The organism is Microbacterium sp. Root553, from assembly GCF_001426995.1.
Lineage (GTDB): Bacteria > Actinomycetota > Actinomycetes > Actinomycetales > Microbacteriaceae > Microbacterium.
The window spans coordinates 2,457,208-2,481,896 of record NZ_LMFY01000001.1 but is presented as its reverse complement, the minus strand read 5'-3'; the positions used below and the strand labels follow the sequence as shown (position 1 = coordinate 2,481,896).

The following is a 24,689-nucleotide window of genomic DNA, read 5'->3' as shown; positions in this document are numbered from 1 at the left end:
GGAGGTCCCACCATGGCCGGACACCACACCAACGGCATCATCGATCCCCCCATCGACAACCTGCTCGACCGCGTCGACTCGAAGTACGAGCTCGTGATCTACGCCGCCAAGCGCGCGCGCCAGATCAACGACTACTACTCCGACCTCCACGAGGGCAACCTGTTCGACAACGTCGGCCCGCTGGTCGACTCGTCGGTCGAGGACAAGCCGCTCACGATCGCCCTGCACGAGATCAACGAAGACAAGCTGCGCCTCCGTCACGCCGAGTGACGTCCGATGACCGCACCGCCGACCGATGTCGGCGGTGCGGTCCATCATGGGATCACCCCCTCCCGTCTGCCCGATCCGTTCTGGAGCCCCGATGAGCGCGCTGCGTCTGTTCACGTCCGAGTCCGTCACCGAGGGGCACCCCGACAAGATCTGCGACCAGATCTCGGACAGCATCCTCGACGGCCTCCTCGCGAAGGATCCCGGTTCCCGCGTCGCCGTCGAGACCCTCGTCACCACGGGGCTCGTGCACGTCGCCGGCGAGATCCGGACTGAGGCCTACGTCGACATCCCGACGATCGTCCGTCAGGTCGTCAACCGCATCGGCTACACCTCGAGCGACACCGGATTCGACGGGGATTCGTGCGGGGTGAGCATCTCGGTGGGCGAGCAGTCCACCGACATCGCCCATGGGGTCGACAGCGCGCAGGAGCACCGCGACGGCTCGTCCGTCGATCCGCTCGACGGACTGGGCGCCGGCGATCAGGGCATCATGTTCGGGTTCGCCACCAACGAGACGCCTCAGCTGATGCCGATGGCCGCCTGGACCGCGCACCGCATCGCCGAGCGGCTCGCCGAGGTGCGTCGCTCGGGTGCGCTCGGATTCCTGCGCCCCGACGGCAAGACGCAGGTCACCCTCGGATACGAGGGCTTCACCCCGAAGACCGTCGACGCGGTGGTGCTCTCGACGCAGCATCACCCCGACATCTCGCAGGACGAGATCAAGGCCCAGGTCCGTGAGCACGTCATCGACCCGATCCTCGCGACGACGGGGCTCGACCTCGACGACGTCACCTACTACATCAACCCCGCCGGCCCGTTCGTGACCGGCGGCCCGAAGGGCGACGCCGGTCTCACCGGACGCAAGATCATCATCGACACCTACGGCGGCGCCGCCCGTCACGGCGGTGGGGCGTTCAGCGGCAAGGATCCGTCGAAGGTCGACCGTTCCGGCGCCTACGCGACGCGGTGGGTCGCCAAGAACGCGGTCGCCGCGGGACTCGCGGACCGGCTCGAGGTGCAGGTGGCCTATGCCATCGGCGTCGCCCGACCCGTGGGCCTGTACGTCGAGACCTTCGGCACCGGAAAGGTGTCGGACGAGGTCATCACCCGTGCGATCGACGAGGTGTTCGACCTCCGACCCCAGGCGATCATCGATCAGCTCGACCTGCTGCGCCCGATCTACGCGCAGACGGCGGCGTACGGTCACTTCGGTCGCGACCTCCCCGACTTCACATGGGAGCGCACCGACCGCGCCGAGGAGCTTCGTCGCGCCGCGGGCCTCTGAGGGACGGCCCGATGGCACCCCCGCGCTCATGACCGAGAGCCGGCGCATCGCGCGCGTGCTCCTGGACTCCCCGCTCCCGCAGCTCGATCGACTGTTCGACTACGCTCTGCCCGCCGCCCTGGGTGAGGTTCCGCTCGGCGTACGGGTGCGTGTGCCGCTGCGCACCGCGGGTCGTGTCGTCGACGGGTACATCGTCGAACTCGACACCGAAGACGACGCCGACCGTCCTCTGTCGGAGGTCGACAGCGTCGTGTCGACGGTGTCGGTGCTGCCCGCGCGCCTCTACCGGCTCGCGCGGCGCGCGGCGGACCGCGCGGCGGGTTCCGCCTCCGACGTGCTGCGACTCGTGATCCCCAAGCGCCAGGTGCGCGTCGAGAAGGCCTGGACGGCGGACGCTCCGGCCCCGGTCCCCGCAGACGAGCAGCGGGCCGCGGCCGCCCGGGTCGTCGACGAGTACGACGGACTGGCCGCGGTCCTCGACGACGGCACGCGGGCGGCGGTCGAAGCGGTGCCCGTCTCCCGTGAGGGGGTGCAGGGCTGGGCCGCGCTGCTCGCGGCGGCGGCGGTGCACACTCTCGCGGCGGGCCGATCGAGTGTGCTGGTGGTGCCGGACCACCGCGACCTCGACCGCCTGCTCGCGGCGCTCGAGGTGCTCGCTCCCGCAGAGGCGGTGGTGCGGCACGATTCGCGATTGACGAACCCCGACCGCTACCGGTCCTTCCTGCGCACGCTCGAGGACGCCCCGTGCATCGTGGTGGGCAATCGCTCGGCCGTGTACGCCCCGGTGCAAGCAGGTCTCGTCGCGGTCTGGGACGACGGCGATCCGCTGCTCGGCGAACCGCTCGCCCCGTACATCAACGCCCGCGATGCCGCGCTCCTGCGCCAGGAGCAGGAGGATTCCGCGCTGTTGTACGCCGGTCACACCCGCACGACCGATGTGGAGAGGCTCGTCGCACACGGGTACCTGCACGATGTCCGGGCGACACGGCGGGTGCTCCCGCGCGTGGTGCTCAGCACGCCGCAGGAGATGGACGCACCGACAGCGCAGCGGATGCCATCGTCGGCGTTCCTCTCCGCGCGCAACGCCGCAGCCGACGGGCCCGTGCTCGTGCAGGTGTCGCGCCCGGGGTTCTCGCCGTCGCTGGTGTGCGCCGACTGCCGTGCACCGGCCCGATGCGCGCACTGCGGCGGACCGCTGGGAGCCACGCACCGCGGGGCCGTGCCCGTCTGCGCGTGGTGCGGTCGCGGTGCTCGTGCGTGGGCGTGCCCGGCCTGCTCCTCGACGAAGCTGCGTCTGGCATCCTCCGGCAGTGAGCGCACCGCCGACGAACTGGGCAAGGCGTTCCCCGGCATCCGGGTGATCGTGGCCGACAGCGCGCACCCCGTCGAACAGGTCGCCGACAAGCCGTCGCTCGTGGTCGCGACGAGGGGAGCCGAACCGCTGGCCGAGGGCGGATACCGGGCCGTGGTGCTGCTCGACGGGCCGCGGATGCTGCAGGCCCCGGACCTGCGCATCGGTGAGGCGTGTCTGCGGTGGTGGTCGAACGCGGCCGCCCTCGCGGCTCCCGGCGCTCCGATCCACCTGGTGGGCGTCGACGGCGGCATCGCCCGAGCGCTCGCGACCTGGAACCACTCGGGCTTCGCCCGCGCCGAGCTCGCCGAGCGCGCACCGCTGCACATGCCCCCCGCCGCGCGGGTGGCACTGGTCGAAGGGACGGTCGCCGCGGTGGCCCGGGGCCTGGCGTCTCTGCACGATCTCGCTCTGCCGCCCGATGCGGTGCTCGGACCGGTGCCGATCGAATCCGACGACTACCCGCCGCGGGTGCGCGCCCTGGTCCGCTTCGACTACGGCGCAGGACAGCGGGTGGCCTCGACCCTCCGCGCAGCCGTGGTCGCCGAAGCTGTCAGTGCGCGCCGGGGCAAGGGCAAGTCCACTCGGAGCGCGCTCTCGGTTCGCCTCGATATCCTCGACCCAGAGCTCTGAACGCGACACCGCCTCGAACTCACCCGATCTCCACCTGGATCCCTCCGGAGCACCTTCATGCGACTCGTCTTCGCCGGCACACCGTCGGCCGCCGTCCCCACCCTCCGCCGCCTCGCCGGCGAGCACGACATCGCGGCTGTCGTGACGCGGCCCGACGCGCCGTTGGGGCGCAGGCGCGTGCTCACTCCGTCGCCCGTCGCGCAGGCCGCGGCCGAGCTCGGTCTTCCGGTGATCGCGGCTGCCAGGCTCGACGACGCCGTCACGGCGGCGATCGCCGAGCTCGACGCCGAACTCGGGGTCATCGTCGCCTACGGCGGGCTCGTGCGCGAGCCACTGCTGTCGACGCCGGCGAAGGGCTGGATCAACCTGCACTTCTCGCTGCTGCCGAGCTGGCGGGGCGCCGCACCGGTGCAGCGTGCGCTGATCGCGGGGGATCCTGAGCTCGGCGCCAGCGTGTTCCAGCTCGTTCCTGCACTCGACGCCGGCGACGTCTTCGCCGCACGCGTCGTCGACGTCGATGAGGAGGCGACCGCGGACGCCGCCCTCGAGGCGCTGTCGATCGACGGCGCGGCGCTCACCGCCGAGGTGGTCGCGGCGATCGCCGACGGCTCGGCCGTCGCCGTTCCTCAACAGGGGGAGCCGACTCTCGCCCCGAAGCTCACTCTCGACGACGGTCTGATCGACTGGGCCCAGCCGCTGTCGCGGGTGTTCGCCCGCTTCCGCGGCGTGACCCCCGAACCGGGCGCGCACACCACGGTCGACGGCCTGCGGCTGAAGATCCTCGAGGCCGCTCCCTCCGTGGGCGCGGATGCGCTCGAGCCCGGACAGATCGCCGCGACGAAGTCCGCGCTGCTGATCGGCACCGCCTCGGAGCCGCTCGCGGTGACGCGGGTGCAGCCTGCGGGCAAGGGAGCCATGAACGCTGTCGACTGGTGGCGCGGACAGCGCGGCACCGAGGATCTGCGGGTGGGCGCATGAGCGGCCAGCGGGACGACCGCTCGCGACGCGATGCGAAGTCCGACGCCGACGGCACCCGCGGCGGCCGCGGTGGCCGCGGTGGATCCGGCCGCTCCGGGTCCGGTCGGGGCGACGACGCACGCGGCGGTTCGGCGCGGAACGGCTCGACACGGAACGGCTCGGCTCGGGGTGGCTCGGCTCGGGGCAGCTCGGCAGCGCCGCAGCGGACGTTCCAGCCCGCGCGTCGCGTCGCCTACGACGTGCTGCGGGCCGTGTCCGAGTCCGATGCCTACGCCAACCTGGTTCTGCCGCCGACGATCGCCGACGCCGGTCTCACGCCTCAGGACGCCGCACTGGCCACGGAACTCGCGTACGGCACGCTGCGTCGACGCGGCACCTACGACGCGATCATCTCGGCGGCCGCGGATCGTCCCGCGGAGGAGATCGACCCTGCCGTGCTCGACGCGCTGCGACTCGCGACTCATCAGCTGCTCGCCACCAGGGTCGCGTCGCACGCCGCGGTGAACGAGTCCGTGAACCTGGTCGCCGCGCACCAGGGCCGTGGCGCATCCAGCTTCGCCAATGCGGTGCTCCGACGCATCTCGCGTGAGACACCGGGGGAGTGGGAGCAGCGGATCGAGGCGTCCGCCCGGTCGGACGACGAGAGGCTCGCACTCCGCACCGCGCATCCGGTCTGGGTCATCCGAGCACTCCGTCGGGCTCTCGCCGCGGAGGGACGGGTCGACGAGCTCGACGAGCTCCTCGACGCCGACAACGCCTCGCCGGAGGTCACGCTGGTCGCGCTTCCCGGACTCGCCGAGCCGGGCGAACCCCGTCGCCCGTACGCCCCGACGGCCTATGCATCGGCAGGTGGCGACCCGCACCGGGTGATCGCCGCATCCGGGGGCACCGTGCGCGTGCAGGACGAGGGCTCCCAGCTCGTCGCGCTGGCGCTGGCCGGTGCCGCACCGATCGTCCCCGGCGAGCGGTGGCTCGACCTCTGCGCGGGTCCCGGCGGCAAGACCGCGCTGCTGGCCGCGATCGCTCGGCAGCACGACGTGCGGCTCGAGGCCAACGAGGTCGTGCCCACGCGGGCGCGTCTCGTCCGCAACGCTCTGCGCGCCGTTCCCGGCGAGGTGACCGTGCACGAGGAGGACGGCCGCACGTTCGGGACCACGCACCCGGGCGCCTTCGATCGCATCCTCGTGGATGCCCCGTGCACCGGGCTCGGCGCACTCCGACGCCGGCCCGAAGCCCGCTGGCGCAAGTCGCCGGCCGATGTCGCCGACCTCGTGCCGCTGCAGGTCGAGCTGCTCCGCTCCGCCCTCGACGCCGTCGCCCCCGGGGGGATCGTCGCCTACGTCACGTGCTCGCCCCACCTCGCCGAGACGACCGGCGTGGTGCAGGAGGTGCTTCGCGGGCGCAGCGACGTCACCGAACTCGACGCCCGCTCCGTGGTCGCCGACGTCGCGGACGCGCCGATCGACCTCGCCGACGACGGGTCCGGCCGCGTGCAGCTCTGGCCGCATCGTCACGGCACCGATGCGATGTTCCTGGCGCTGCTGCGCCGTGACACGGCCGCACTCCGAGACACCCCGCCCGCCGACGAAGGAGACTAGAGACGTGGACCTGCCCCGCGCCCCGCGCATCAACCCCAGCATCCTGGCCGCCGACTTCGTCAACATGCAGCGTGACCTCGCCAGGATCGCGTCGGCGGACTTCGCGCACGTCGACGTGATGGACAACCACTTCGTGCCCAACCTCACGTTCGGCCCGCAGATGGTGGAGCGGATCCAGGCGACCAGCCCGATCCCGCTCGACGTGCACCTCATGATCACCGATCCGGAGCGCTGGGCCCCCGCCTACGCCGAGCTGGGGGCCGCGAGTGTGACCTTCCATCTCGAGGCCGCCGCAGACCCGATCTCGCTCGCCAGGAGGCTGCGCGACATCGGAGCCCGCGCGGGCGTCGCCATCAAGCCCGACACGCCCGCGGAGGGGTTGTACAGCGTCCTCGAGGAGTTCGACCAGATCCTCGTGATGACCGTGGAGCCGGGTTTCGGCGGCCAGGGATTCATGTCCGAGACCATGCCCAAGCTGCGCGCCCTCGCGGAGGAGGCGAAGCGACGGGGCTCGACCGTCTGGCTGCAGGTCGACGGGGGGATCTCCGACGCGACGATCGAGGAGGCCGCTGCCGCCGGTGCCGACACCTTCGTCGCCGGGTCCGCGGTCTACGGCGCGGATGACGTCGAGGCGGCCGTCACCCGGCTCAGGGACCGCGCCAGAGCCGCTAGCCTGGAATCGTGAAGACTTTCGACGAGCTGTTCGCCGAGCTCAGCGTCAAGGCGGAGACCCGACCCGAGGGATCGGGCACGGTCGCGGAGCTCGACGGCGGCGTGCACACGATCGGCAAGAAGATCGTCGAGGAGGCCGCCGAGGTCTGGATGGCCTCCGAGTACGAGTCCGACGACGCCGCCGCCGAAGAGATCTCCCAGCTGCTCTACCACGTGCAGGTGATGATGATCGCGAAGGGGCTCAGCCTGCAGGACGTCTACCGACATCTGTGAAGCGCTCCGCCCCATTCGCTTCGATCTGAAGGCATCTCATGCTACGCATTGCTGTTCCCAACAAGGGCTCTCTCTCCGAGACCGCCGCCGACATGCTCGCGGAGGCCGGCTACACCGGTCGCCGTGACCCCAAGACCCTCCACGTCGTCGACGGCGACAACGACGTCGAGTTCTTCTACCTGCGTCCCAAGGACATCGCGACCTACGTCGGGTCGGGGGCGATCGATGTCGGCATCACCGGCCGTGACCTTCTTCTCGATGCCCGCATGCCGGGTGCCAGGGAGATCGAGGCGCTCGGCTTCGCCGGCTCCACCTTCCGCTTCGCGGCGCCGTCCGGTCGCTACAGCGATGTCTCCGAACTCGACGGGCTGCGCATCGCCACGTCGTACCCCGGGCTGGTCGACGCGTTCCTCGACGAGCGGGGCATCGCCGTCGATCTCGTGCCCCTCGACGGCGCCGTCGAATCGGCGGTGCGCCTCGGCGTCGCCGACGCCGTCGCGGACGTCGTCGAGACCGGGACGACGCTCCGGCAGGCCGGCCTCGACGTGTTCGGCCCCGTGATCCTGCAGTCGGAGGCCGTGCTGATCGCCGGTCCGCACGATGCCGACGGATCCGAGACCCTGCTGCGTCGCCTGCGCGGGGTGATGGTCGCCCGCCGGTTCGTGATGATCGACTACGACCTGCCCCTCGCTCTGCTCGATGCCGCCGTCGAGATCGCCGAGGGCATCGAGTCGCCCACGGTCTCGCCGCTGCGCGACCCGGAATGGGTCGCCGTGCGCGTGATGGTGGCGCGTTCGCGGGTCAATCCCGTGATGGACGCTCTCTACGCCCTGGGCGCCCGAGCGATCCTGGTCACGGCGATCCACAACGCGAGGCTCTGATGGCGCTCGCGAGTCGCGTCATCCCGTGTCTGGATGTCGCCGAGGGCCGCGTGGTCAAGGGTGTGAACTTCGAGAACCTGCGCGACATGGGAGATCCCGTCGAGCTCGCCCGCCACTATGCGGCGCAGGGCGCAGACGAGATCACCTTCCTCGATGTCACCGCCACGGTCGATGCCCGTGCGACCACGTACGACGTGGTGCAGCGCACGGCGGAGCAGGTGTTCGTGCCGCTGACGGTCGGCGGCGGGGTGCGCAGCGTCGATGACGTGTCACGGCTGCTCGCCGTCGGAGCCGACAAGGTGGGCGTGAACTCGGCGGCGATCGCGCGCCCCGAGCTGATCGGCGAGATCGCCGACCGCTTCGGCGCTCAGGTTCTCGTGCTCTCTCTCGATGTCAAGCGCGCCGACACGACTCCCTCCGGCTTCGTGGTCACCACGCACGGCGGCCGCACCCGGACCACTCTCGATGCGATCGACTGGGCGCGCGAGGCCGCCGAGCGCGGGGCGGGCGAACTGCTCGTCAACTCGATAGACGCCGACGGCACCCGCGACGGCTTCGACCTGGAGCTCGTGACGGTGATGCGCGAAGCGGCATCCGTGCCCATCATCGCGTCAGGCGGCGCGGGCGCCGTGTCCGATTTCGCGCCTGCCATCAAGGCAGGCGCCGATGCGGTTCTCGCCGCGAGCGTGTTCCACACGGGAGCGCTCACCGTCGGCGATGTCAAGGCCGCGCTGCGCGCGGAGGGGGTGCTGGTCCGATGAGCGACGTCGAGCAGCGGATCGCGCAGGTCGCCTTCAACGGCGATGGGCTCGCTCCCGTGATCGTGCAGCAGTGGGACACCGCCGAGGTGCTCATGCTGGCGTGGGTCGACGCCGAGGCGCTGCGCAGGACCCTCACGACGGGACGCGCCGTCTACTGGTCACGTTCCCGTCAGGAGTACTGGCGCAAGGGCGACACCTCCGGGCACATCCAGATCGTGCACGAGGCGCGCCTGGACTGCGACGGCGATGCGATCCTGCTGCGCGTCGACCAGTCGGGCCCCGCGTGCCACACCGGGACGCGCACCTGCTTCGACTCGACAGACCTCCAGGCCGTCGACGGGGGCGCATCCGCATGACCCTCGCGACACGCGGCCGTTCGATCGCGGTATCCGGCTTCCTCCTGTCGGGGGCTGTCGGGATCATCTCGTCGACCCAGACCTGGCTGACCGTAGAGCGGGCGGATGCCGCGGAGGCGATCCTCGTACCCGGTGCGGCGGCCCTCCCGCTGCTCGCGCCCCTGAGCCTCGCCGTGCTCGCACTCGGCATCGCGCTCTCGATCGTCGGCCCCGTCGTCCGTCTCGTGTTCGGCGTGCTCTCCACCGCGGCGGCCCTGTTCCTCGGCTGGAGCACCCTGCAGCTGCTGGTGTCGGAACCGCTGGCCGCAGTCGGCGGCACGGTGACCGAGACGACAGGGCTCGCCGGCAGCGCGGCGATCGCCGATCTGGTCGCGGGGATCGAACTCTCGTCGTGGCCGGTGGTGACGCTGATCGGCTGGGTCGTACTGCTCGCGGCGTCGCTGCTGGTGCTCGTGACCTGGCGTCGCTGGAAGTCCGGCGGACGCCGGTACCGCACCGATGCCGCGCACGTCGAGTCGGCATCGGGTCCCGTCGACGCGATCGACTCGTGGGACGACCTGTCCCGCGGAACCGACCCCACGCGCTGACCCCGATAGACTGAATGAGATCCTGCACGTCGTCCCCCGGAGGAGACCATGACCAACCCGATCGCTGACCCCGGCCACGGACACTCGCCCGCCGCATGGACAGGCGTGATCATCATGCTCGCCGGCTTCACGATCGGCACCCTGGCGTTCTGCCTCGCCGTGTTCAGCCCCGTGTGGATCCCGATCATCTGGGTCGGCGCCGCGATCGTCCCGCTCGGCGCGCTGGCAGGATGGCTCGTCGCCCGCGCCGGATACGGCGTGAAGGGCCCCAAGTACTCGCCGAAGGCGCACTAATGGTGCTCGCCGACCTCACGGCCGGCGCAGTCGCAGACGCGGAACGTCGAGCCCTCACCCGGCCGATGTCCGAGGTGGAGCGCGACGCTCTCGCGCGCCCTGCCGCCAAGGATGCGCTCGCCTTCCTCGCCCCGGCCGACCGCGTCAAGATCATCGCCGAGGTCAAGCGCGCGAGCCCGTCGCGCGGCGCCCTGGCCGAGATCCCCGACCCCGCGCTGCAGGCTTCGCTCTACGAGACCGGCGGCGCCTCGGCGATCAGCGTCCTCACCGAGGAACGCCGCTTCGGCGGCAGTCTCGCCGATCTCGAGGCCGTCACCGCCCGCGTGACGCTGCCGGTGCTCCGCAAGGACTTCATCGCGAACCGCTACCAGGTCCTCGAGGCTCGCGCGGCCGGTGCCGACCTGGTGCTGCTCATCGTCGCCGGCCTCGAACCGCAGGTGCTGCACGACCTGTTCGACTTCATCACCGAACTCGGCATGACGCCGCTCGTCGAGACCCACTCGGCCGATGAGCTCGAAGCGGCCATCGACCTCGGCGCTCCGCTGATCGGTGTCAACGCCCGCGATCTCACCACTCTCGAACTCGACCGCGACCTCTTCGGCCGCCTCGTCGAGCGCATCCCGGACTCCGCGATCAAGATCGCCGAGTCCGCGGTGCTCACCCCCGCAGACGTCACGCACTACCGCTCCGCGGGTGCCGACGTCGTCCTGATCGGAGAAGCCCTCGTCACGGGCGACCCGGTCGCCACCCTCACGAGCTTCCTGGAGGCGTGATGCATCCCACCGAGCGAGCAACGACGGCCGGAGGCAGTCTGCGCGACCAGCACGGACCTCTCTTCGGCGAGTACGGCGGGCGCTACATGCCGGAATCGCTGATCGCCGCGATCGACGAGCTCTCGGCGGCGTACGCCGAGGCGATCGTCGACCCGGCGTTCCGCGACGAGCTGGCCTCGCTGCTGAGCTCCTACGCAGGACGCCCGTCACCGCTGACCGAGGTCGCGCGGTTCGCGGAGCACGCGGGCGGCGCCCGTGTCTTCCTCAAGCGCGAAGACCTCAATCACACCGGATCGCACAAGATCAACAACGTGCTCGGACAGGCGCTGCTGACCAGGCGGCTCGGCAAGACCCGCGTGATCGCCGAGACCGGCGCCGGTCAGCACGGTGTCGCGACGGCGACCGCCGCCGCCCTGTTCGGCCTGGAGTGCACGATCTACATGGGCGAGGTCGACACAGAGCGTCAGGCTCTCAACGTCGCCCGCATGCGTCTGCTCGGCGCAGAGGTCGTGCCCGTCACCTCGGGGTCGCGCACGCTCAAGGATGCGATCAACGACGCCTACCGCGACTGGGTCGCGTCGGTCGAGACCACCAACTACATCTTCGGCACCGCGGCCGGGCCCCATCCGTTCCCCGCGATGGTGCGCGACTTCCAGAAGATCATCGGCGAAGAGGCCCGTCAGCAGCTGCTCGACGAGACCGGGCGACTGCCCGACGCCGTGATCGCCTGCGTCGGCGGAGGCTCGAACGCGATCGGCATGTTCGATGCGTTCCTCGATGACGAGGGCGTGAAGCTCTACGGCGTCGAAGCAGCAGGCGACGGCGTCGACACACCACGCCACGCGGCATCGATCGAACGAGGACGTCCCGGAATCCTGCACGGCGCGAAGACCTACGTGCTGCAGGACGACGACGGGCAGACGACCGAGTCGCACTCGATCTCGGCCGGTCTCGACTACCCGGGTGTCGGCCCCGAGCACTCCTGGCTCGCCGACATCGGCCGCGCGGAGTACATCCCCGCCACCGACGACGAGGCGATGCAGGCCCTGCGCCTGCTCAGCCGCACCGAGGGCATCATCCCCGCGATCGAGTCCGCGCACGCCCTCGCCGGCGCTCTGCGCCTCGGTCGTGAGATGGGTCCCGACGCGGTGCTGGCGATCTGCCTCTCGGGCCGCGGCGACAAGGACATGGACACGGCGGCCCGGTACTTCGACCTGTACGACGCCGAGGCCCTCGCGCACGACGTCACCGAGGAGAGCGCCGCCGAGCAGGCCGCCTCGAAGGGGGAGCCGGAGCTGTGAGTCGCGTCGAACAGGCGATCGCCGCCGCACACCGGGCAGGCCGGAGCGCCTTCGTCGGCTATCTGCCGGTCGGGTACCCCGACCTCGAGACGAGCATCCAGGCGGCCATCGCGCTCGCGAAGAACGGCGTCGACATCATCGAACTCGGGCCGCCCTACAGCGATCCCGTGATGGACGGCGCGGTCATCCAGGAGGCGACCACCGCCGCACTCGCCAACGGGTTCAAGATGAAGGACCTGTTCACCGCCGTACGGGCGATCACCGAGGCCACCGACGTGCCCGTGCTCGTGATGACGTACTGGAACCCCGTCTTCCAGTACGGCGTCGACCGGTACGCCGACGATCTGCTCGCCGCCGGCGGTGCCGGTCTCATCACTCCCGACATCACGCCGGACGTCGCGGGGGAGTGGATCGCCGCCAGCGAGCGCACCGGACTCGACCGCGTGTTCCTCGCGGCCCCCACCTCCACAGACGAGCGCCTCGGCCTCGTCGTGAAGTCGTCCACCGGGTTCGTGTACACCGTGTCGACCATGGGGATCACGGGTGAGCGCACCGAGCTCGACCGTGCGGCGCGCACCCTCGTCGCCCGCCTGCGCGAGCACGGCGATCTGCGCGCCTGCGTCGGCATCGGCATCTCGACCGCCGAGCAGATCGCCGGTGTCTCCGAGTACGCCGACGGCGCGATCGTCGGCACCGCGCTCGTCCGCGCACTGCGCGACGGCGGCATCCCCGCTCTCGCCGAAGTCACCCGAAACCTGGCCTCCGGCACGTCGTCGGCACGCCCCGTACACGAGAACTAGAATCGCAATCATGTCCCTCGCGCTCCACAGCACCTTCACCGGCGTGCTCGCCAGCATCCCGAGCCCTCCCGTCTCGTACATCGACCTCGGCCCGCTCCGGATCCACTTCTACGCGCTCTGCATCATCGCCGGCATCATCGCCGCCGTGCTGCTCACCAACCACCGCCTGACCCGGCGTGGCGCCGAGCCGTGGGTCGTCATCGACATCTCGATCCTCGCCGTGCCGATCGCCATCATCGGCGCTCGCATCTTCCACGTGCTCACCCACCCGAACTTCTACTTCGGCGAGGGCAAGAACACCTGGAACCCGTTCGAACCCGGTTCGGTCTGGGCCATCTGGGAGGGCGGCATCGCCATCTTCGGTGCGCTCATCGGCGGCGCCGTGGGGGCGTACCTGGGATGCCGGTGGACCGGCATCCGCTTCTGGACCTTCGCCGACGCGCTCGCGCCCGGCCTGCTGCTCGCCCAGGCGATGGGCCGCTTCGGCAACTGGTTCAACAAGGAGCTCTACGGTCTGCCGACCGATCTGCCGTGGGGCCTCGAGATCCCCTCCGACAACTCCGCATTCCCTCCCGGCCTCCCCGAGGGCACACTGTTCCACCCGACGTTCCTGTACGAGGTCCTCTGGAACGGCCTCGGCGTGATCGTGCTGCTGTGGCTGAGCCGCAAGGCCACCTCGCTGCAGTGGGGTCGCCTGTTCGCGATCTACCTCATCTGGTACAGCGCCGGCCGCGTCGTCTGGGAGTCGATCCGCATCGATCCGAGCGAGATCATCCTCGGCCTTCGCAGCAACGTCTGGGCAGCGATCCTCGGCATCGTCGTCGGCCTCGCCATCCTCGTCGTCCAGTCGCTCCGTCACCCCGGTCTCGAGCCGTCCGCGTACCAGCCCGGCCGCGGACGGAAGGATCTGGACGCTGATGTAGAATCGCAGAACAATCCCTCCGATTTCGTGGACGTGAGTGAGCCTCCGTCCGAAGAAGTCGCCGCAGGAGCCAGCGCCACAAGCACCGCTCCCACGGACACGGAAGGCACGCGGTAGCCGACCGGTCCGTGCGGACCCCATCACATCCACCCGGCCAATGACGTCCCCGGGTCATCTGCAGATCTGAGGACGGTACTGGTGTATTTTCAGCCTCCCTACGGCGCCTCCGGCGCCTATCCGCCCAAGCAGGGCATGTACAACCCGGCGTTCGAGAAGGATGCCTGCGGCCTCGCGATGGTCGCCACCCTGCGCGGTGAAGCCGGTCACGACATCATCGCGCTGGCGCTGCAGGCGCTGCGCAACCTCGAGCACCGCGGCGCCATCGGCTCGGATGCAGGCACCGGCGACGGAGCGGGCATCCTGACCCAGATGCCCGACGCCTTCCTGCGCGCCGTCACCGACTTCGAGCTCCCTCCGGTCGGCGAGTACGCCGCGGGGCTCGCGTTCCTGCCGCGCGATTCCAGCGAGCGCCGTCAGCAGAAGGCGGGGATCGAGAAGATCGCCCGCGGCGAGGGACTCCGCGTCCTCGGCTGGCGCGAGGTCCCCACGGTCAACGACAATCTCGGCAAGCTCGCCGACGAGGCGCGTCCCGCCTTCGAGCAGCTCTTCGTGAGCGCCGGGGGAGCGACCCACTCCGACGCACCGCTCACCGGCATCGCGCTCGATCGCGTCGCCTACCGGCTGCGCAAGCGCGCCGGTCACGAGCTCGGCGCCTACTTCGTGTCGCTCTCCGCCCGCACGCTCGGGTACAAGGGCATGGTCACGACTCTGCAGCTCGAACCGTTCTACCCCGATCTGCAGGACGAGCGCTTCATGTCGGAGCTCGCCGTGGTGCACTCGCGGTACTCGACGAACACGTTCCCCTCGTGGCCCCTCGCGCAGCCGCTGCGCATGCTCGCGCACAACGGCGAGATCAACACGGTCGGCGGCAACCGCAACTGGATGCGGGCACGCCAGTCCCAGCTCGAGTCCGAGCTGCTCGGCGACGTGGCGCCGCTGCTGCCCATCTGCACCGACGGCGCCAGCGACTCTGCGTCATTCGACGAGGTGCTCGAGCTGCTCACCCTCACCGGTCGCAGCCTGCCGCACGCCATCATGATGATGGTCCCCGAGGCATATGAGAAGCAGTCCGACATCTCGCCCGAGCTGCGGTCGTTCTACGAGTACCACTCGAACCAGATGGAGCCGTGGGACGGCCCGGCGGCGCTGATCTTCACCGACGGCACCGTCGTGGGCGCGACCCTCGACCGCAACGGCCTGCGCCCCGGGCGCTGGACCGAGACCACCGACGGGCTCATCGTGATCGGCTCCGAGACCGGTGTGCTCACGTTCGAGCCGGAGCGCATCAAGCGTCGCGGACGTCTGCAGCCCGGAAAGATGTTCCTCGTCGACACGGCGCAGCAGCGCATCATCGAGGACGACGAGATCAAGCACGACCTCGCGACCCTGCATCCGTGGCAGGAGTGGTTGGATGCCGGATCCGTCCGTCTCGCGGATCTCCCCGAGCGCGAGCACATCGTGCACCCGCCGGCTTCGATCACCCGCCGCCAGCGCACCTTCGGATACACCGAGGAAGAGGTCCGCCTGCTGCTGACCCCGATGGGGCAGACCGGCGTCGAGCCGCTTGGTGCGATGGGCTCCGACACCCCTATCGCTGTGCTCAGCAAGCGCCCGCGCCTGCTGTTCGACTACTTCACGCAGCAGTTCGCGCAGGTCACGAACCCGCCGCTCGACTCGATCCGCGAAGAGGTCGTCACGAGCCTCAAGCTCGGCCTCGGACCCGAGAGCAACCTGCTCAGCTGGGGTCCCGATCACACGCGCACCGTGTCGCTCGACTTCCCGGTGATCGACAACGACGAGCTCGCGAAGATCCGCCACATCGACAAGGCGCTGCCCGACCGCGCCAGTGTCACCATCAAGGGCCTGTACCACTTCGACGTCGGCTCGAACACGCTCGAGAACCGTCTCGTCGAGATGTGCGAAGAGGTCGACGAGGCTATCGCCAGCGGCGCCGAGTTCATCATCCTGTCGGACCGGGACTCGAACAAGGATCTGACCCCGATCCCGTCGCTGCTCATGGTCTCTGCGGTGCACCACCACCTGATCCGCCGCGAGAACCGCATGAAGGTGGGTCTGATCGTCGAGGCCGGGGACGTCCGCGAGGTGCACCATGTCGCGACCCTGATCGGCTACGGCGCATCCGCCGTGAACCCCTATCTGGCGATGGAGACGGTGGAGCACCTCGTGCGCACGGGCTACATCACCGGGATCAGCCCGGAGAAGGCGGTCCGCAACCTCATCTACGCACTCGGCAAGGGGGTGCTGAAGATCATGTCGAAGATGGGCATCTCGACGGTGTCGTCCTACGCCGGGGCGCAGGTCTTCGAGGCCGTCGGTCTGAGCGAGGAGTTCATCGACCGGTACTTCACGCGCACGGAGTCGAAGCTCGGCGGCATCGGGATCGGGGAGATCTTCCTCGAGAACCAGGCCCGTCACGACTACGCCTACCCCGAGGACGAGGCCGCCCGCGCGCACGAGCGGCTGTGGACCGGGGGAGAGTACCAGTGGCGACGTGACGGCTCCCCGCACCTGTTCAATCCCGAGACGGTGTTCAAGCTGCAGCACGCCACGCGCGAGCGCCGTTACGACATCTTCCGCGACTACACGCGGCTCGTCGACGACCAGGCAGCGGAACTCAAGACGCTGCGCGGGCTGTTCCGCCTGCGCACCGGAACCCGCAAGCCGGTGCCGCTGGATGAGGTGGAGCCGGTCTCCGCGATCGTCAAGCGCTTCTCGACGGGTGCGATGAGCTACGGCTCGATCTCCAAGGAGGCGCACGAGACCCTCGCGATCGCGATGAACCGGATCGGCGGCAAGTCGAACACCGGTGAGGGCGGCGAGGATGCCGAGCGACTGCTCGACCCCGAACGGCGCAGCGCCATCAAGCAGGTCGCGTCGGGGCGCTTCGGCGTCACGAGCCTCTACCTGACCGAAGCCGACGACATCCAGATCAAGCTCGCCCAGGGCGCCAAGCCCGGCGAGGGCGGTCAGCTGCCTCCGCAGAAGGTCTACCCGTGGGTCGCCCGCACACGCGGCGGCACCCCGGGCGTCGGTCTCATCTCGCCGCCGCCGCACCATGACATCTACTCGATCGAGGATCTCAAGCAGCTCATCTTCGATCTGAAGAGGGCGAATCCCGAGGCGCGGATCCACACCAAGCTCGTCAGCCAGTCGGGCATCGGGGCGGTGTCCGCCGGTGTGGCGAAGGCGCTCAGCGACGTCATCCTGGTGTCCGGTCACGACGGCGGCACGGGCGCGAGCCCGATGAACTCGCTCAAGCACGCCGGCACGCCGTGGGAGCTCGGCCTGGCCGAGACGCAGCAGACGCTCATGCTCAACGGCATGCGCGACCGCGTGGTGGTGCAGGTAGACGGTCAGCTCAAGACCGGCCGTGACGTCATCATCGGCGCTCTGCTCGGCGCCGAGGAGTTCGGTTTCGCGACCGCGCCCCTCGTGGTGAGCGGCTGCATCATGATGCGCGTCTGCCACCTCGACACCTGCCCGGTGGGGGTCGCGACGCAGAATCCCGCGCTGCGCGAGCGCTTCACGGGAAAGCCCGAGTTCGTCGTGAACTTCATGGAGTTCATCGCGGAGGAGGTGCGCGAGCTCCTCGCGGAACTCGGATTCCGCTCGCTCGACGAGATCATCGGACGTGCGGAGCTGATCGAGGCGGATGCCGCTCTGGAGCACTGGAAGGCCGAAGGACTCGACCTCAGCCCCGTGCTCGAGGGGCCGGCGTTCCCGGCGAGCGAGCCTCGCCGCAGCCGGCGCGCCCAGGATCACGAGCTCGAGAAGCACTTCGACGTCCAGCTGATCGACATCGCCGCCCCGGCGCTCCTCAACGGGGAGCCCGTGGTCGTCGAACTGCCCATCGCCAACACCGAGCGGGCGGTGGGCACGATGCTGGGCCACCAGGTCACATCGCGCCACGGCGCGGCCGGCCTGCCCAGGGGAACGATCGACGTCACCCTGAACGGCACCGCCGGTCAGTCCCTCGGGGCGTTCCTGCCGTCGGGCATCGTGCTGCGGCTCGAGGGCGACGCGAACGACTACGTCGGCAAGGGCCTGTCCGGAGGAGACATCTCGATCCGTCCCTCTCGGGGTGCGCACATCGCACCGCACGAGAACGTGATCGCCGGGAACGTGATCGGCTACGGTGCGACGGCGGGGACGATGTTCCTGTCCGGCGTCGTCGGCGAGCGGTTCCTGGTGCGCAACTCCGGGGCGACCGCCGTCGTCGAGGGCGTGGGAGATCACGCGCTCGAGTACATGACGGGCGGCGTGGCCGTGATCCTCGGCTCGACCGGACGCAACCTCGGAGCCGGCATGTCCGGGGGAGTGGCGTACATCCACTCGCTCGACTCCGGCAAGGTCAACGCGCAGTCCCTGGGCAGCGGCGAGCTCCGGCTCGAGCCCCTGGACCGTGCCGACCTCGAGGTGCTGCGCGGTCTCGTCGCCGAGCACGTGGAGCGGACGGCGTCGCCGCTCGGCTCCGACATCCTGGCCAGGTTCGAGGAGACCGCCGGCCAGTTCACGAAGGTGCTCCCTCGCGACTACGCGGCTGTGCGCAGCATGCGCGAGGAAGCTGTCGCGGAGGGCATCGACCCTGACGGCGACATCGTCTGGAACCGCATCTTGGAGGTGACCGGTGGCTGATCCCAAAGGTTTTCTGAAGGTCACCGAGCGTGAGCTTCCCCAGCGACGGCCGGTGCCCGTGCGCATCATGGACTGGAAAGAGGTCTATGAGCAGGGCGATCAGGCGGTCCTCAAGCGCCAGGCCGGCCGCTGCATGGACTGCGGTGTGCCGTTCTGCCACCAGGGGTGCCCGCTGGGCAACCTGATCCCGGAGTGGAACGACCTGACCTGGCGAGGAGAGGGACGGGCGGCGATCGATCGCCTGCACGCGACCAACAACTTCCCGGAGTTCACCGGGCGTCTCTGCCCTGCGCCGTGCGAGAGCTCGTGTGTGCTGGGGATCAACCAGCCCGCGGTGACGATCAAACAGATCGAGGTCTCGATCATCGACGAGGCCTTCGCCAAGGGGTGGGTGGAGCCGCAGCCGCCCGCCCGCCTCACGGGCAAGACCGTCGCCGTCGTCGGCTCCGGCCCCGCCGGACTCGCTGCGGCGCAGCAGCTCACTCGTGCGGGTCACACCGTCGCGGTGTTCGAGCGCGACGACCGCATCGGCGGACTGCTCCGGTACGGCATCCCCGATTTCAAGATGGAGAAGGGGCAGCTCGAGTCCCGCCTGCGTCAGATGCAGGAGGAGGGGACGCGCTTCCGCGCCGGTGTGGAGATCGGACGCGACATCTCCTGGTCCGACCTCCGGGCCCGCTACGACGCGATCGTGATCGCCACGGGGGCGACCGTTCCCCGCGACCTGTCGATCCCCGGGCGCGACCTCGACGGTGTGCACTTCGCGATGGAGTACCTGGTCGAGTCGAACCACGCGGTCGCCGGCGACAAGGTCCCCGAGCAGATCACCGCCGAGGGCAAGCACGTCATCGTCATCGGCGGCGGCGACACCGGTGCGGACTGCATCGGCACCGCGCACCGTCAGGGCGCACTCAGCGTCACCAACCTGGCGATCGGCGTGCAGCCGGGCACCGAGCGACCCGGGCACCAGCCCTGGCCGATGATGCCCACTCTGTTCGAGGTCACCTCCGCTCACGAAGAGGGCGGAGAGCGGGTCTTCCTCGCCTCCACCGTGGAGTTCCTCTCGAACGACGTGGGCGAGCTTCGTGCTCTGCGCGTCGCCGAGACCGAGTACATCGACGGACGTCGCGTGCCCAAGAGCGGCACGGAGCGCGAGATCCCCGCGGACCTCGTGCTCATCGCGATGGGCTTCACCGGCCCGGAGCAGGACGGCTTCACCGAGGAGACGCTGCCCCAGCTGACCGAGCGCGGAGCGTTCCGTCGCGACGACAGCTACGAGTCCACGATTCCCGGCGTGTTCGTCGCCGGCGATGCCGGACGCGGGCAGTCGCTGATCGTCTGGGCGATCGCCGAGGGCCGTGCGGCCGCGGCGAACGTCGACCGGTTCCTCATGGGGAGCACCGTGCTGCCCGAGCCCGTGCGTCCGCACGAGGTCGCCATCGGTCTTCAGCCCGCGTAGGCTGAACGGCGGCACCGTCGCCTGATTTCCATCCCCCACTACCCTGGAGCATTCTGTTGAGACGCGCGAAAATCGTCGCCACCCTGGGCCCCGCCACCTCCACCTATGAGACCGTCCGTGCCCTCATCGACGCCGGAGTGGACGTCGCCCGTCTGAACCTGAGCCACGGTGACTACTCCGTGCACGAGAACAACTACGCCAACGTGCGTCGCGCGGCGGACGACGCCGGTCGTGCAGTCGCGATCCTCGTCGACCTGCAGGGCCCGAAGATCCGCCTCGGCAAGTTCGAGGACGGCCCCTACGAGCTCGCCAAGGGCGACATCTTCAAGATCACCACCGAAGACATCATCGGCAACAAGGAGATCTCCGGAACGACCTTCAAGGGTCTGCCCCACGACGTCAAGCCCGGTGACTTCCTGCTGATCGACGACGGCAAGGTCCGCGTCGAGGTCGTCGAGACCGACGGGGTCACCGTCACCACCCGCGTGATCGTCGCCGGCGCGGTGTCCAACAACAAGGGCATCAACCTGCCCGGTGTCGCCGTCAACGTCCCCGCTCTGAGCGAGAAGGACGAGGATGACCTCCGCTGGGGTCTGCGCATCGGCGCCGACCTGATCGCGCTGTCCTTCGTCCGCAACGCGGAGGACGTCACCCGCGTGCACGAGATCATGGCGGAGGAGGGCGTCAAGGTCCCCGTCATCGCCAAGGTCGAGAAGCCGCAGGCCGTCGACGCCCTCGAAGGAATCGTCGATGCCTTCGACGCGATCATGGTCGCCCGTGGCGACCTCGGTGTCGAGCTTCCGCTCGAGGCCGTGCCGATCGTGCAGAAGCGCGCCGTCGAGCTCGCCCGCCGCATGGCCAAGCCGGTCATCGTCGCGACGCAGATGCTCGAGTCGATGATCAACAGCCCGGTGCCGACGCGCGCCGAGACCTCCGACGTCGCGAACGCCGTGCTCGACGGTGCCGACGCCGTGATGCTGTCGGGCGAGACCAGCGTGGGGGACTACCCCGTGGTGGTCGTCGAGACCATGGCGCGCATCATCGAGTCGACCGAGGAGCACGGCCTGGAGCGCATCGCCAAGCTCACCACGAAGCCGCGCACTCAGGGTGGGGCGATCACGCTCGCCGCGCTCGAGGTCGCGGAGTTCGTCGAGGCGAAGTTCCTCTGCGTGTTCACGCAGTCGGGCGACTCGGCTCGCCGTCTGTCGCGGCTGCGCTCGCGGATCCCGATGCTGGCCTTCACGCCGGAGCCCGACATCCGCCGTCGTATGGCGCTCACCTGGGGCATCCGGTCCACTCTCGTGGACATGGTCCAGCACACCGACCTGATGTATCTGCAGGTCGACGACTACCTGCTCTCGAACGGCCTCGCCGCCGAGGGAGACAAGGTCGTCGTCATCTCGGGCTCCCCTCCCGGAATCGTCGGCTCGACCAACGACATCCGCGTGCACAAGGTCGGAGACGCCGTGAACGGCGCCGCGCCGATCTACAAGGAAGCCACGGTCTGACCCGCAGCACCGGACGACGGGGGTGGAACGCGAGTTCCGCCCCCGTCGTCGTACCACGCGGCGATGCGCGACCCGCCGCCGCGGACGTATCGTCGAGTGTGCCGCGCATGCGGCCGGTCCAGCGCCGGAGGGGTACATGATCGATCTGGTGCGACGGGCGGGCTGGTGGATCGCCGACTACCTGTACGCCGGATACTGGCAGGTGCGAGCCGCGTTCGACCGCCGCGACGCGGAGTCCTTCTCAGGCGGCGACGGTGTGCCGATCATCATCCTGCCCGGGGTGTATGAGACCTGGCGGTTCATGCAGCCGCTCATCACCGCCCTCCACGACCGCGGCCATCCGGTGCACGTCGTCGACGCCCTGGAGCGCAATCGGCGCCCGGTCCGCGAGGCGGCCGAGGCTGTGACCGGGTTCCTCGATGCGTCGGGTCTGACCGACGTCATACTGGTCGCCCACAGCAAGGGAGGACTCGCAGGCAAGCTCGCGATGGCAGGGCCCGCGGGATTCCGGGTGCGTGCGATGGTCGCGGTGGCCACGCCCTTCGGCGGATCCCGCTACGCGCGTCTCCTGCCCGTGCGGTCGCTGTGGGCGCTCGCCCCGACGCATCCGTCGATCCTCGAGCTCGCCGCGCGCCGTGATCTCAATGATCGCATCGTGTCGGTCTTCGGCCGCTTCGATCCGCACATCCCCGAGGGCAGCGAGCTCGACGGGGCGCGCAAGAACGTGCGCCTCGACACCGGAGGACACTTCCGGGTGCTCGCCGACCCCCGGGTCCTCGCCGAGGTCGCCGCCCTCGCCGAGGGGTAGCGCGCAGCGGTGGCAGGTGCGCCGTCGTCCTCCGGACGACTACGCTGGTGCACGTGCCGTGGCGATCACCGCCTCTGCACCGCGATCATGGATGACCTGACCATCGAACCTGCTGTGGACGACCGCCTCCTCGGCCCGCGTCCGGAGATCGGCGCGCCCCCTGCTGCGTTCCTCCCCTCGCCCGATCGCGACGACGTGGCGCTTCCGGCTCTGCGGCCCGGCAGCATCGGCATCCGCTACCGGCTCAAGCGTCGCTTCCGCACCTACGATGCGATCGCCTGTGTTCCCGCCTACCTCGCCCAGACACGGTCGGACGCGACGGTCCTCGGTCCGGGCGGCGAGCGGATCCACCGCGGAGGGGTCTATGTGCCCGTGCTGGTCGGGGGAGTGGCGGTCGAGGCCACGAACGAGAACCTCGACGCGATCATCAGGGGGAGCATCCCGGACGGCATGATCCTCGCGGATCACCCCGCCGCCGCGGAGCAGGAGTTCGTGCGCTGCATGCGTCCGTCTCTCGACCGGTATCTGCTGATCGACCGGGAGATCTGGATCCGCGCGTCGGTGCAGCCGATCTCCTAGGTCGCCTCCGACCTCGATGTGCCGGCGGTGGGACTCGAACCCACACGCCCTTTCGGACAAAGCATTTTGAGTGCTCCGCGTCTGCCATTCCGCCACGCCGGCTCGTGTGTCGCGACTTCGACTTTAGCGCAGAGCACCCGTGCTCCCGATCGCGCGTCGAGTCATCGGGGACGCCACAGGCGCACTCCACTAGGATGGGTCTGTGACCGAGCAAGAACAGGCAGCCGAGCAGCCCACGTCATCCGCACCCCGACGCGTCGTCGTCGCCGAGGACGAGTCGCTGATTCGTCTCGACATCGTCGAGATCCTCCGCGACAACGGCTTCGATGTCGTCGGTGAGGCCGGCGACGGGGAGACCGCCGTGGCACTGGCCACCGAGCTGCGCCCGGACCTGGTGATCATGGACGTCAAGATGCCGCAGCTCGACGGCATCAGCGCCGCCGAGAAGCTGCATAAGGGCAACATCGCCCCCGTGGTGCTGCTGACCGCCTTCAGTCAGAAGGAGCTCGTGGAGCGCGCCAGTGAGGCCGGCGCCCTGGCGTACGTGGTCAAGCCCTTCACGCCGAACGACCTGCTGCCGGCGATCGAGATCGCTCTCGCCCGCCACGAGCAGATCATCACGCTCGAGGCCGAGGTCGCCGACATGGTCGAGCGCTTCGAGACCCGCAAGCTCGTCGACCGCGCGAAGGGTCTGCTGAACGAGAAGATGGGCCTGTCCGAGCCCGAGGCGTTCCGTTGGATCCAGAAGGCATCCATGGACCGTCGTCTGACGATGCAGGACGTCGCGAAGGCGATCATCGAGCAGCTGGCTCCGAAGAAGTAGTCCGTGCACCCGCTCGACGCGGAGCACGACCTGCGTCCGATCCGTGTCGGTGACGGCGCCGCCCTCGCGAGGGCGTACGCCGCGAACAGCGCGCATCTGTCTCCCTGGGAGCCGCTGAGGGAACCGGAGTTCTTCACCGAGCAGTGGCAGGAGACGGACGCCCGGCGGTGCGTGGAGGAGGCGGCGCTGGGCAGGAGCGCGCGGTTCGTCATCGAGTCCGCCGACGGCGAGATCCGGGGACGGATCAACCTGAACAACGTCGTGCGCGGAGCCTTCTGGAGCGCCGACCTCGGCTACTGGATCGATGCCTCGCGATTGCGCCGGGGACTCGCGTCCCTCGGGGTCGCCCGCGTCGTCGCCCACGCGAGGGACGAGCTGCGGCTGCACCGTCTGCAGGCCGCCACACTGCTGCACAACGCCGCATCGCAGCGGGTGCTCGGCGAGCTCGGCTTCGAGCCGATCGGGATCGCTCCGCGGTATCTGCGCATCGCGGGGGAGTGGCAGGACCACCGGCTGTTCCAGCTGCTGCTGGAGGAGCCGCTCAGCTCGATGCGGGTGCGTCCTTGATCATGTTGGTGATGCGGATCGTCGAGCAGCGCCGACCCTGATCATCCGTCACCACGATCTCGTGCACCGTGATGCTGCGCCCGAGATGCACCGGGGTGCACACGCCGGTGACCACGCCCGAGGTCGCCGACCGCGTATGGGTCGCGTTGATGTCCACTCCGACCGCGAGTCGTCCCGGGCCCGCATGCAGGTTGGCCGCCATGGACCCCAGCGACTCGCCGAGCACCACGTACGCGCCGCCGTGCATCAGCCCGACGGGCTGCGTGTTGCCCTCGACCGGCAGCGTCGCGACGCATCTCTCGGTGGTGAACTCCAGGAACTCCATGCCCATCTTCTGGGCGAGAGCGCCCATACCGCGGGCTGTGGCCCAGTCGAGTCCTGCACTGGTCGCGGTCTCGCTCACGGATCCTCCTCAGCGGGTGTCTGTCGTCCTC

General features: G+C 69.7%; 24 protein-coding genes and 1 tRNA gene. 23 read left to right on the top strand and 2 right to left on the bottom strand.

The features are described from left to right. The first annotated feature begins 12 nt into the window (after nt 1–12). The 21 genes from rpoZ to ASD43_RS11490 all read left to right on the top strand — a co-directional run bounded on the left by rpoZ (nt 13) and on the right by ASD43_RS11490 (nt 22,865). The gene (rpoZ, locus tag ASD43_RS11590; protein ID WP_042536631.1) at nt 13–270 is read left to right on the top strand and encodes a DNA-directed RNA polymerase subunit omega; all 258 of its coding nucleotides are present in this window, start codon (nt 13–15) and stop codon (nt 268–270) included. 91 nt (nt 271–361) lie between these two features. Beyond that, nucleotides 362–1,555, top strand: a complete 1,194-nt coding sequence (gene metK / locus ASD43_RS11585; protein WP_056417574.1) for a methionine adenosyltransferase — start codon at nt 362–364, stop codon at nt 1,553–1,555. 28 nt (nt 1,556–1,583) lie between these two features. Next, entirely contained in the window at nt 1,584–3,539 is a 1,956-nt protein-coding gene (locus ASD43_RS11580) for a hypothetical protein (protein ID WP_056417571.1), read from the top strand. Between the two features lie 57 nt (nt 3,540–3,596). Next, nucleotides 3,597–4,517, top strand: coding sequence for a methionyl-tRNA formyltransferase (gene fmt / locus ASD43_RS11575; protein ID WP_056417568.1), 921 nt, complete (start codon nt 3,597–3,599; stop codon nt 4,515–4,517). Continuing rightward, nucleotides 4,514–6,115, top strand: a complete 1,602-nt coding sequence (locus ASD43_RS11570; RefSeq protein ID WP_082539368.1) for an RsmB/NOP family class I SAM-dependent RNA methyltransferase — start codon at nt 4,514–4,516, stop codon at nt 6,113–6,115. The genes fmt and ASD43_RS11570 overlap by 4 nt, the downstream gene beginning before the upstream one ends. 4 nt (nt 6,116–6,119) lie before the next feature. Next, nucleotides 6,120–6,800, top strand: coding sequence for a ribulose-phosphate 3-epimerase (gene rpe, locus ASD43_RS11565; RefSeq protein WP_056417564.1), 681 nt, complete (start codon nt 6,120–6,122; stop codon nt 6,798–6,800). Beyond that, the gene (locus ASD43_RS11560; RefSeq protein WP_056417561.1) at nt 6,797–7,060 is read left to right on the top strand and encodes a phosphoribosyl-ATP diphosphatase; all 264 of its coding nucleotides are present in this window, start codon (nt 6,797–6,799) and stop codon (nt 7,058–7,060) included. The genes rpe and ASD43_RS11560 overlap by 4 nt, the downstream gene beginning before the upstream one ends. 38 nt (nt 7,061–7,098) lie before the next feature. Next, on the top strand, nt 7,099–7,941 hold the full coding sequence (gene hisG / locus ASD43_RS11555) for an ATP phosphoribosyltransferase (RefSeq protein ID WP_056417557.1): 843 nt from the start codon (nt 7,099–7,101) through the stop codon (nt 7,939–7,941). Further along, complete coding sequence (gene hisF / locus ASD43_RS11550) at nt 7,941–8,702, top strand: imidazole glycerol phosphate synthase subunit HisF (protein WP_056417554.1); 762 nt, start codon at nt 7,941–7,943, stop codon at nt 8,700–8,702. The genes hisG and hisF overlap by 1 nt, the downstream gene beginning before the upstream one ends. Further along, the gene (hisI, locus tag ASD43_RS11545; RefSeq protein ID WP_056417551.1) at nt 8,699–9,058 is read left to right on the top strand and encodes a phosphoribosyl-AMP cyclohydrolase; all 360 of its coding nucleotides are present in this window, start codon (nt 8,699–8,701) and stop codon (nt 9,056–9,058) included. Before hisF ends, hisI begins: the two co-directional genes overlap by 4 nt. After that, a complete protein-coding gene (locus ASD43_RS11540; RefSeq protein WP_056417547.1) occupies nt 9,055–9,645 on the top strand; it encodes a Trp biosynthesis-associated membrane protein in 591 nt (196 codons plus the stop codon). Before hisI ends, ASD43_RS11540 begins: the two co-directional genes overlap by 4 nt. Nucleotides 9,646–9,693: 48 nt before the next feature. Further along, nucleotides 9,694–9,939 carry an HGxxPAAW family protein gene (locus ASD43_RS11535; RefSeq protein ID WP_056417546.1) on the top strand — a complete coding sequence of 82 codons (246 nt, stop codon included), beginning with the start codon at nt 9,694–9,696 and terminating at the stop codon, nt 9,937–9,939. A 2-nt stretch (nt 9,940–9,941) separates the two neighbouring features. Further along, on the top strand, nt 9,942–10,712 hold the full coding sequence (gene trpC, locus ASD43_RS11530; protein WP_056419553.1) for an indole-3-glycerol phosphate synthase TrpC: 771 nt from the start codon (nt 9,942–9,944) through the stop codon (nt 10,710–10,712). Next, nucleotides 10,712–12,013 carry a tryptophan synthase subunit beta gene (gene trpB, locus ASD43_RS11525; RefSeq protein ID WP_056417543.1) on the top strand — a complete coding sequence of 434 codons (1,302 nt, stop codon included), beginning with the start codon at nt 10,712–10,714 and terminating at the stop codon, nt 12,011–12,013. Before trpC ends, trpB begins: the two co-directional genes overlap by 1 nt. After that, complete coding sequence (gene trpA, locus ASD43_RS11520) at nt 12,010–12,813, top strand: tryptophan synthase subunit alpha (RefSeq protein WP_056417540.1); 804 nt, start codon at nt 12,010–12,012, stop codon at nt 12,811–12,813. Before trpB ends, trpA begins: the two co-directional genes overlap by 4 nt. Nucleotides 12,814–12,823: 10 nt before the next feature. Continuing rightward, nucleotides 12,824–13,852, top strand: coding sequence for a prolipoprotein diacylglyceryl transferase (gene lgt / locus ASD43_RS11515; protein WP_056417536.1), 1,029 nt, complete (start codon nt 12,824–12,826; stop codon nt 13,850–13,852). A 135-nt stretch (nt 13,853–13,987) separates the two neighbouring features. Continuing rightward, entirely contained in the window at nt 13,988–18,511 is a 4,524-nt protein-coding gene (gltB, locus tag ASD43_RS11510; protein ID WP_157551033.1) for a glutamate synthase large subunit, read from the top strand. Continuing rightward, on the top strand, nt 18,504–19,970 hold the full coding sequence (locus ASD43_RS11505) for a glutamate synthase subunit beta (RefSeq protein ID WP_056417530.1): 1,467 nt from the start codon (nt 18,504–18,506) through the stop codon (nt 19,968–19,970). The genes gltB and ASD43_RS11505 overlap by 8 nt, the downstream gene beginning before the upstream one ends. A gap of 56 nt (nt 19,971–20,026) precedes the next feature. Next, the gene (gene pyk, locus ASD43_RS11500) at nt 20,027–21,478 is read left to right on the top strand and encodes a pyruvate kinase (protein ID WP_056417527.1); all 1,452 of its coding nucleotides are present in this window, start codon (nt 20,027–20,029) and stop codon (nt 21,476–21,478) included. Nucleotides 21,479–21,614: 136 nt separating this feature from the next. Further along, nucleotides 21,615–22,286 carry an esterase/lipase family protein gene (locus tag ASD43_RS11495; protein ID WP_056417524.1) on the top strand — a complete coding sequence of 224 codons (672 nt, stop codon included), beginning with the start codon at nt 21,615–21,617 and terminating at the stop codon, nt 22,284–22,286. Nucleotides 22,287–22,373: 87 nt separating this feature from the next. After that, nucleotides 22,374–22,865 (top strand): hypothetical protein, encoded by a 492-nt coding sequence (locus tag ASD43_RS11490; RefSeq protein WP_056417522.1) that lies wholly within the window; start codon nt 22,374–22,376, stop codon nt 22,863–22,865. A gap of 19 nt (nt 22,866–22,884) precedes the next feature. Here the strand turns inward: ASD43_RS11490 and ASD43_RS11485 are convergent. Further along, a tRNA-Leu gene (locus ASD43_RS11485) sits at nt 22,885–22,967 on the bottom strand. Between the two features lie 100 nt (nt 22,968–23,067). Here ASD43_RS11485 and ASD43_RS11480 point away from each other — a divergent pair. Next, complete coding sequence (locus ASD43_RS11480) at nt 23,068–23,688, top strand: ANTAR domain-containing response regulator (protein ID WP_042536652.1); 621 nt, start codon at nt 23,068–23,070, stop codon at nt 23,686–23,688. A gap of 3 nt (nt 23,689–23,691) precedes the next feature. Further along, nucleotides 23,692–24,255, top strand: coding sequence for a GNAT family N-acetyltransferase (locus ASD43_RS11475; RefSeq protein ID WP_056417519.1), 564 nt, complete (start codon nt 23,692–23,694; stop codon nt 24,253–24,255). Here the strand turns inward: ASD43_RS11475 and ASD43_RS11470 are convergent. Next, a complete protein-coding gene (locus ASD43_RS11470) occupies nt 24,230–24,607 on the bottom strand; it encodes a PaaI family thioesterase (RefSeq protein WP_056419550.1) in 378 nt (125 codons plus the stop codon). The genes ASD43_RS11475 and ASD43_RS11470 overlap by 26 nt on opposite strands. Between the last annotated feature and the right edge of the window lie 82 nt (nt 24,608–24,689).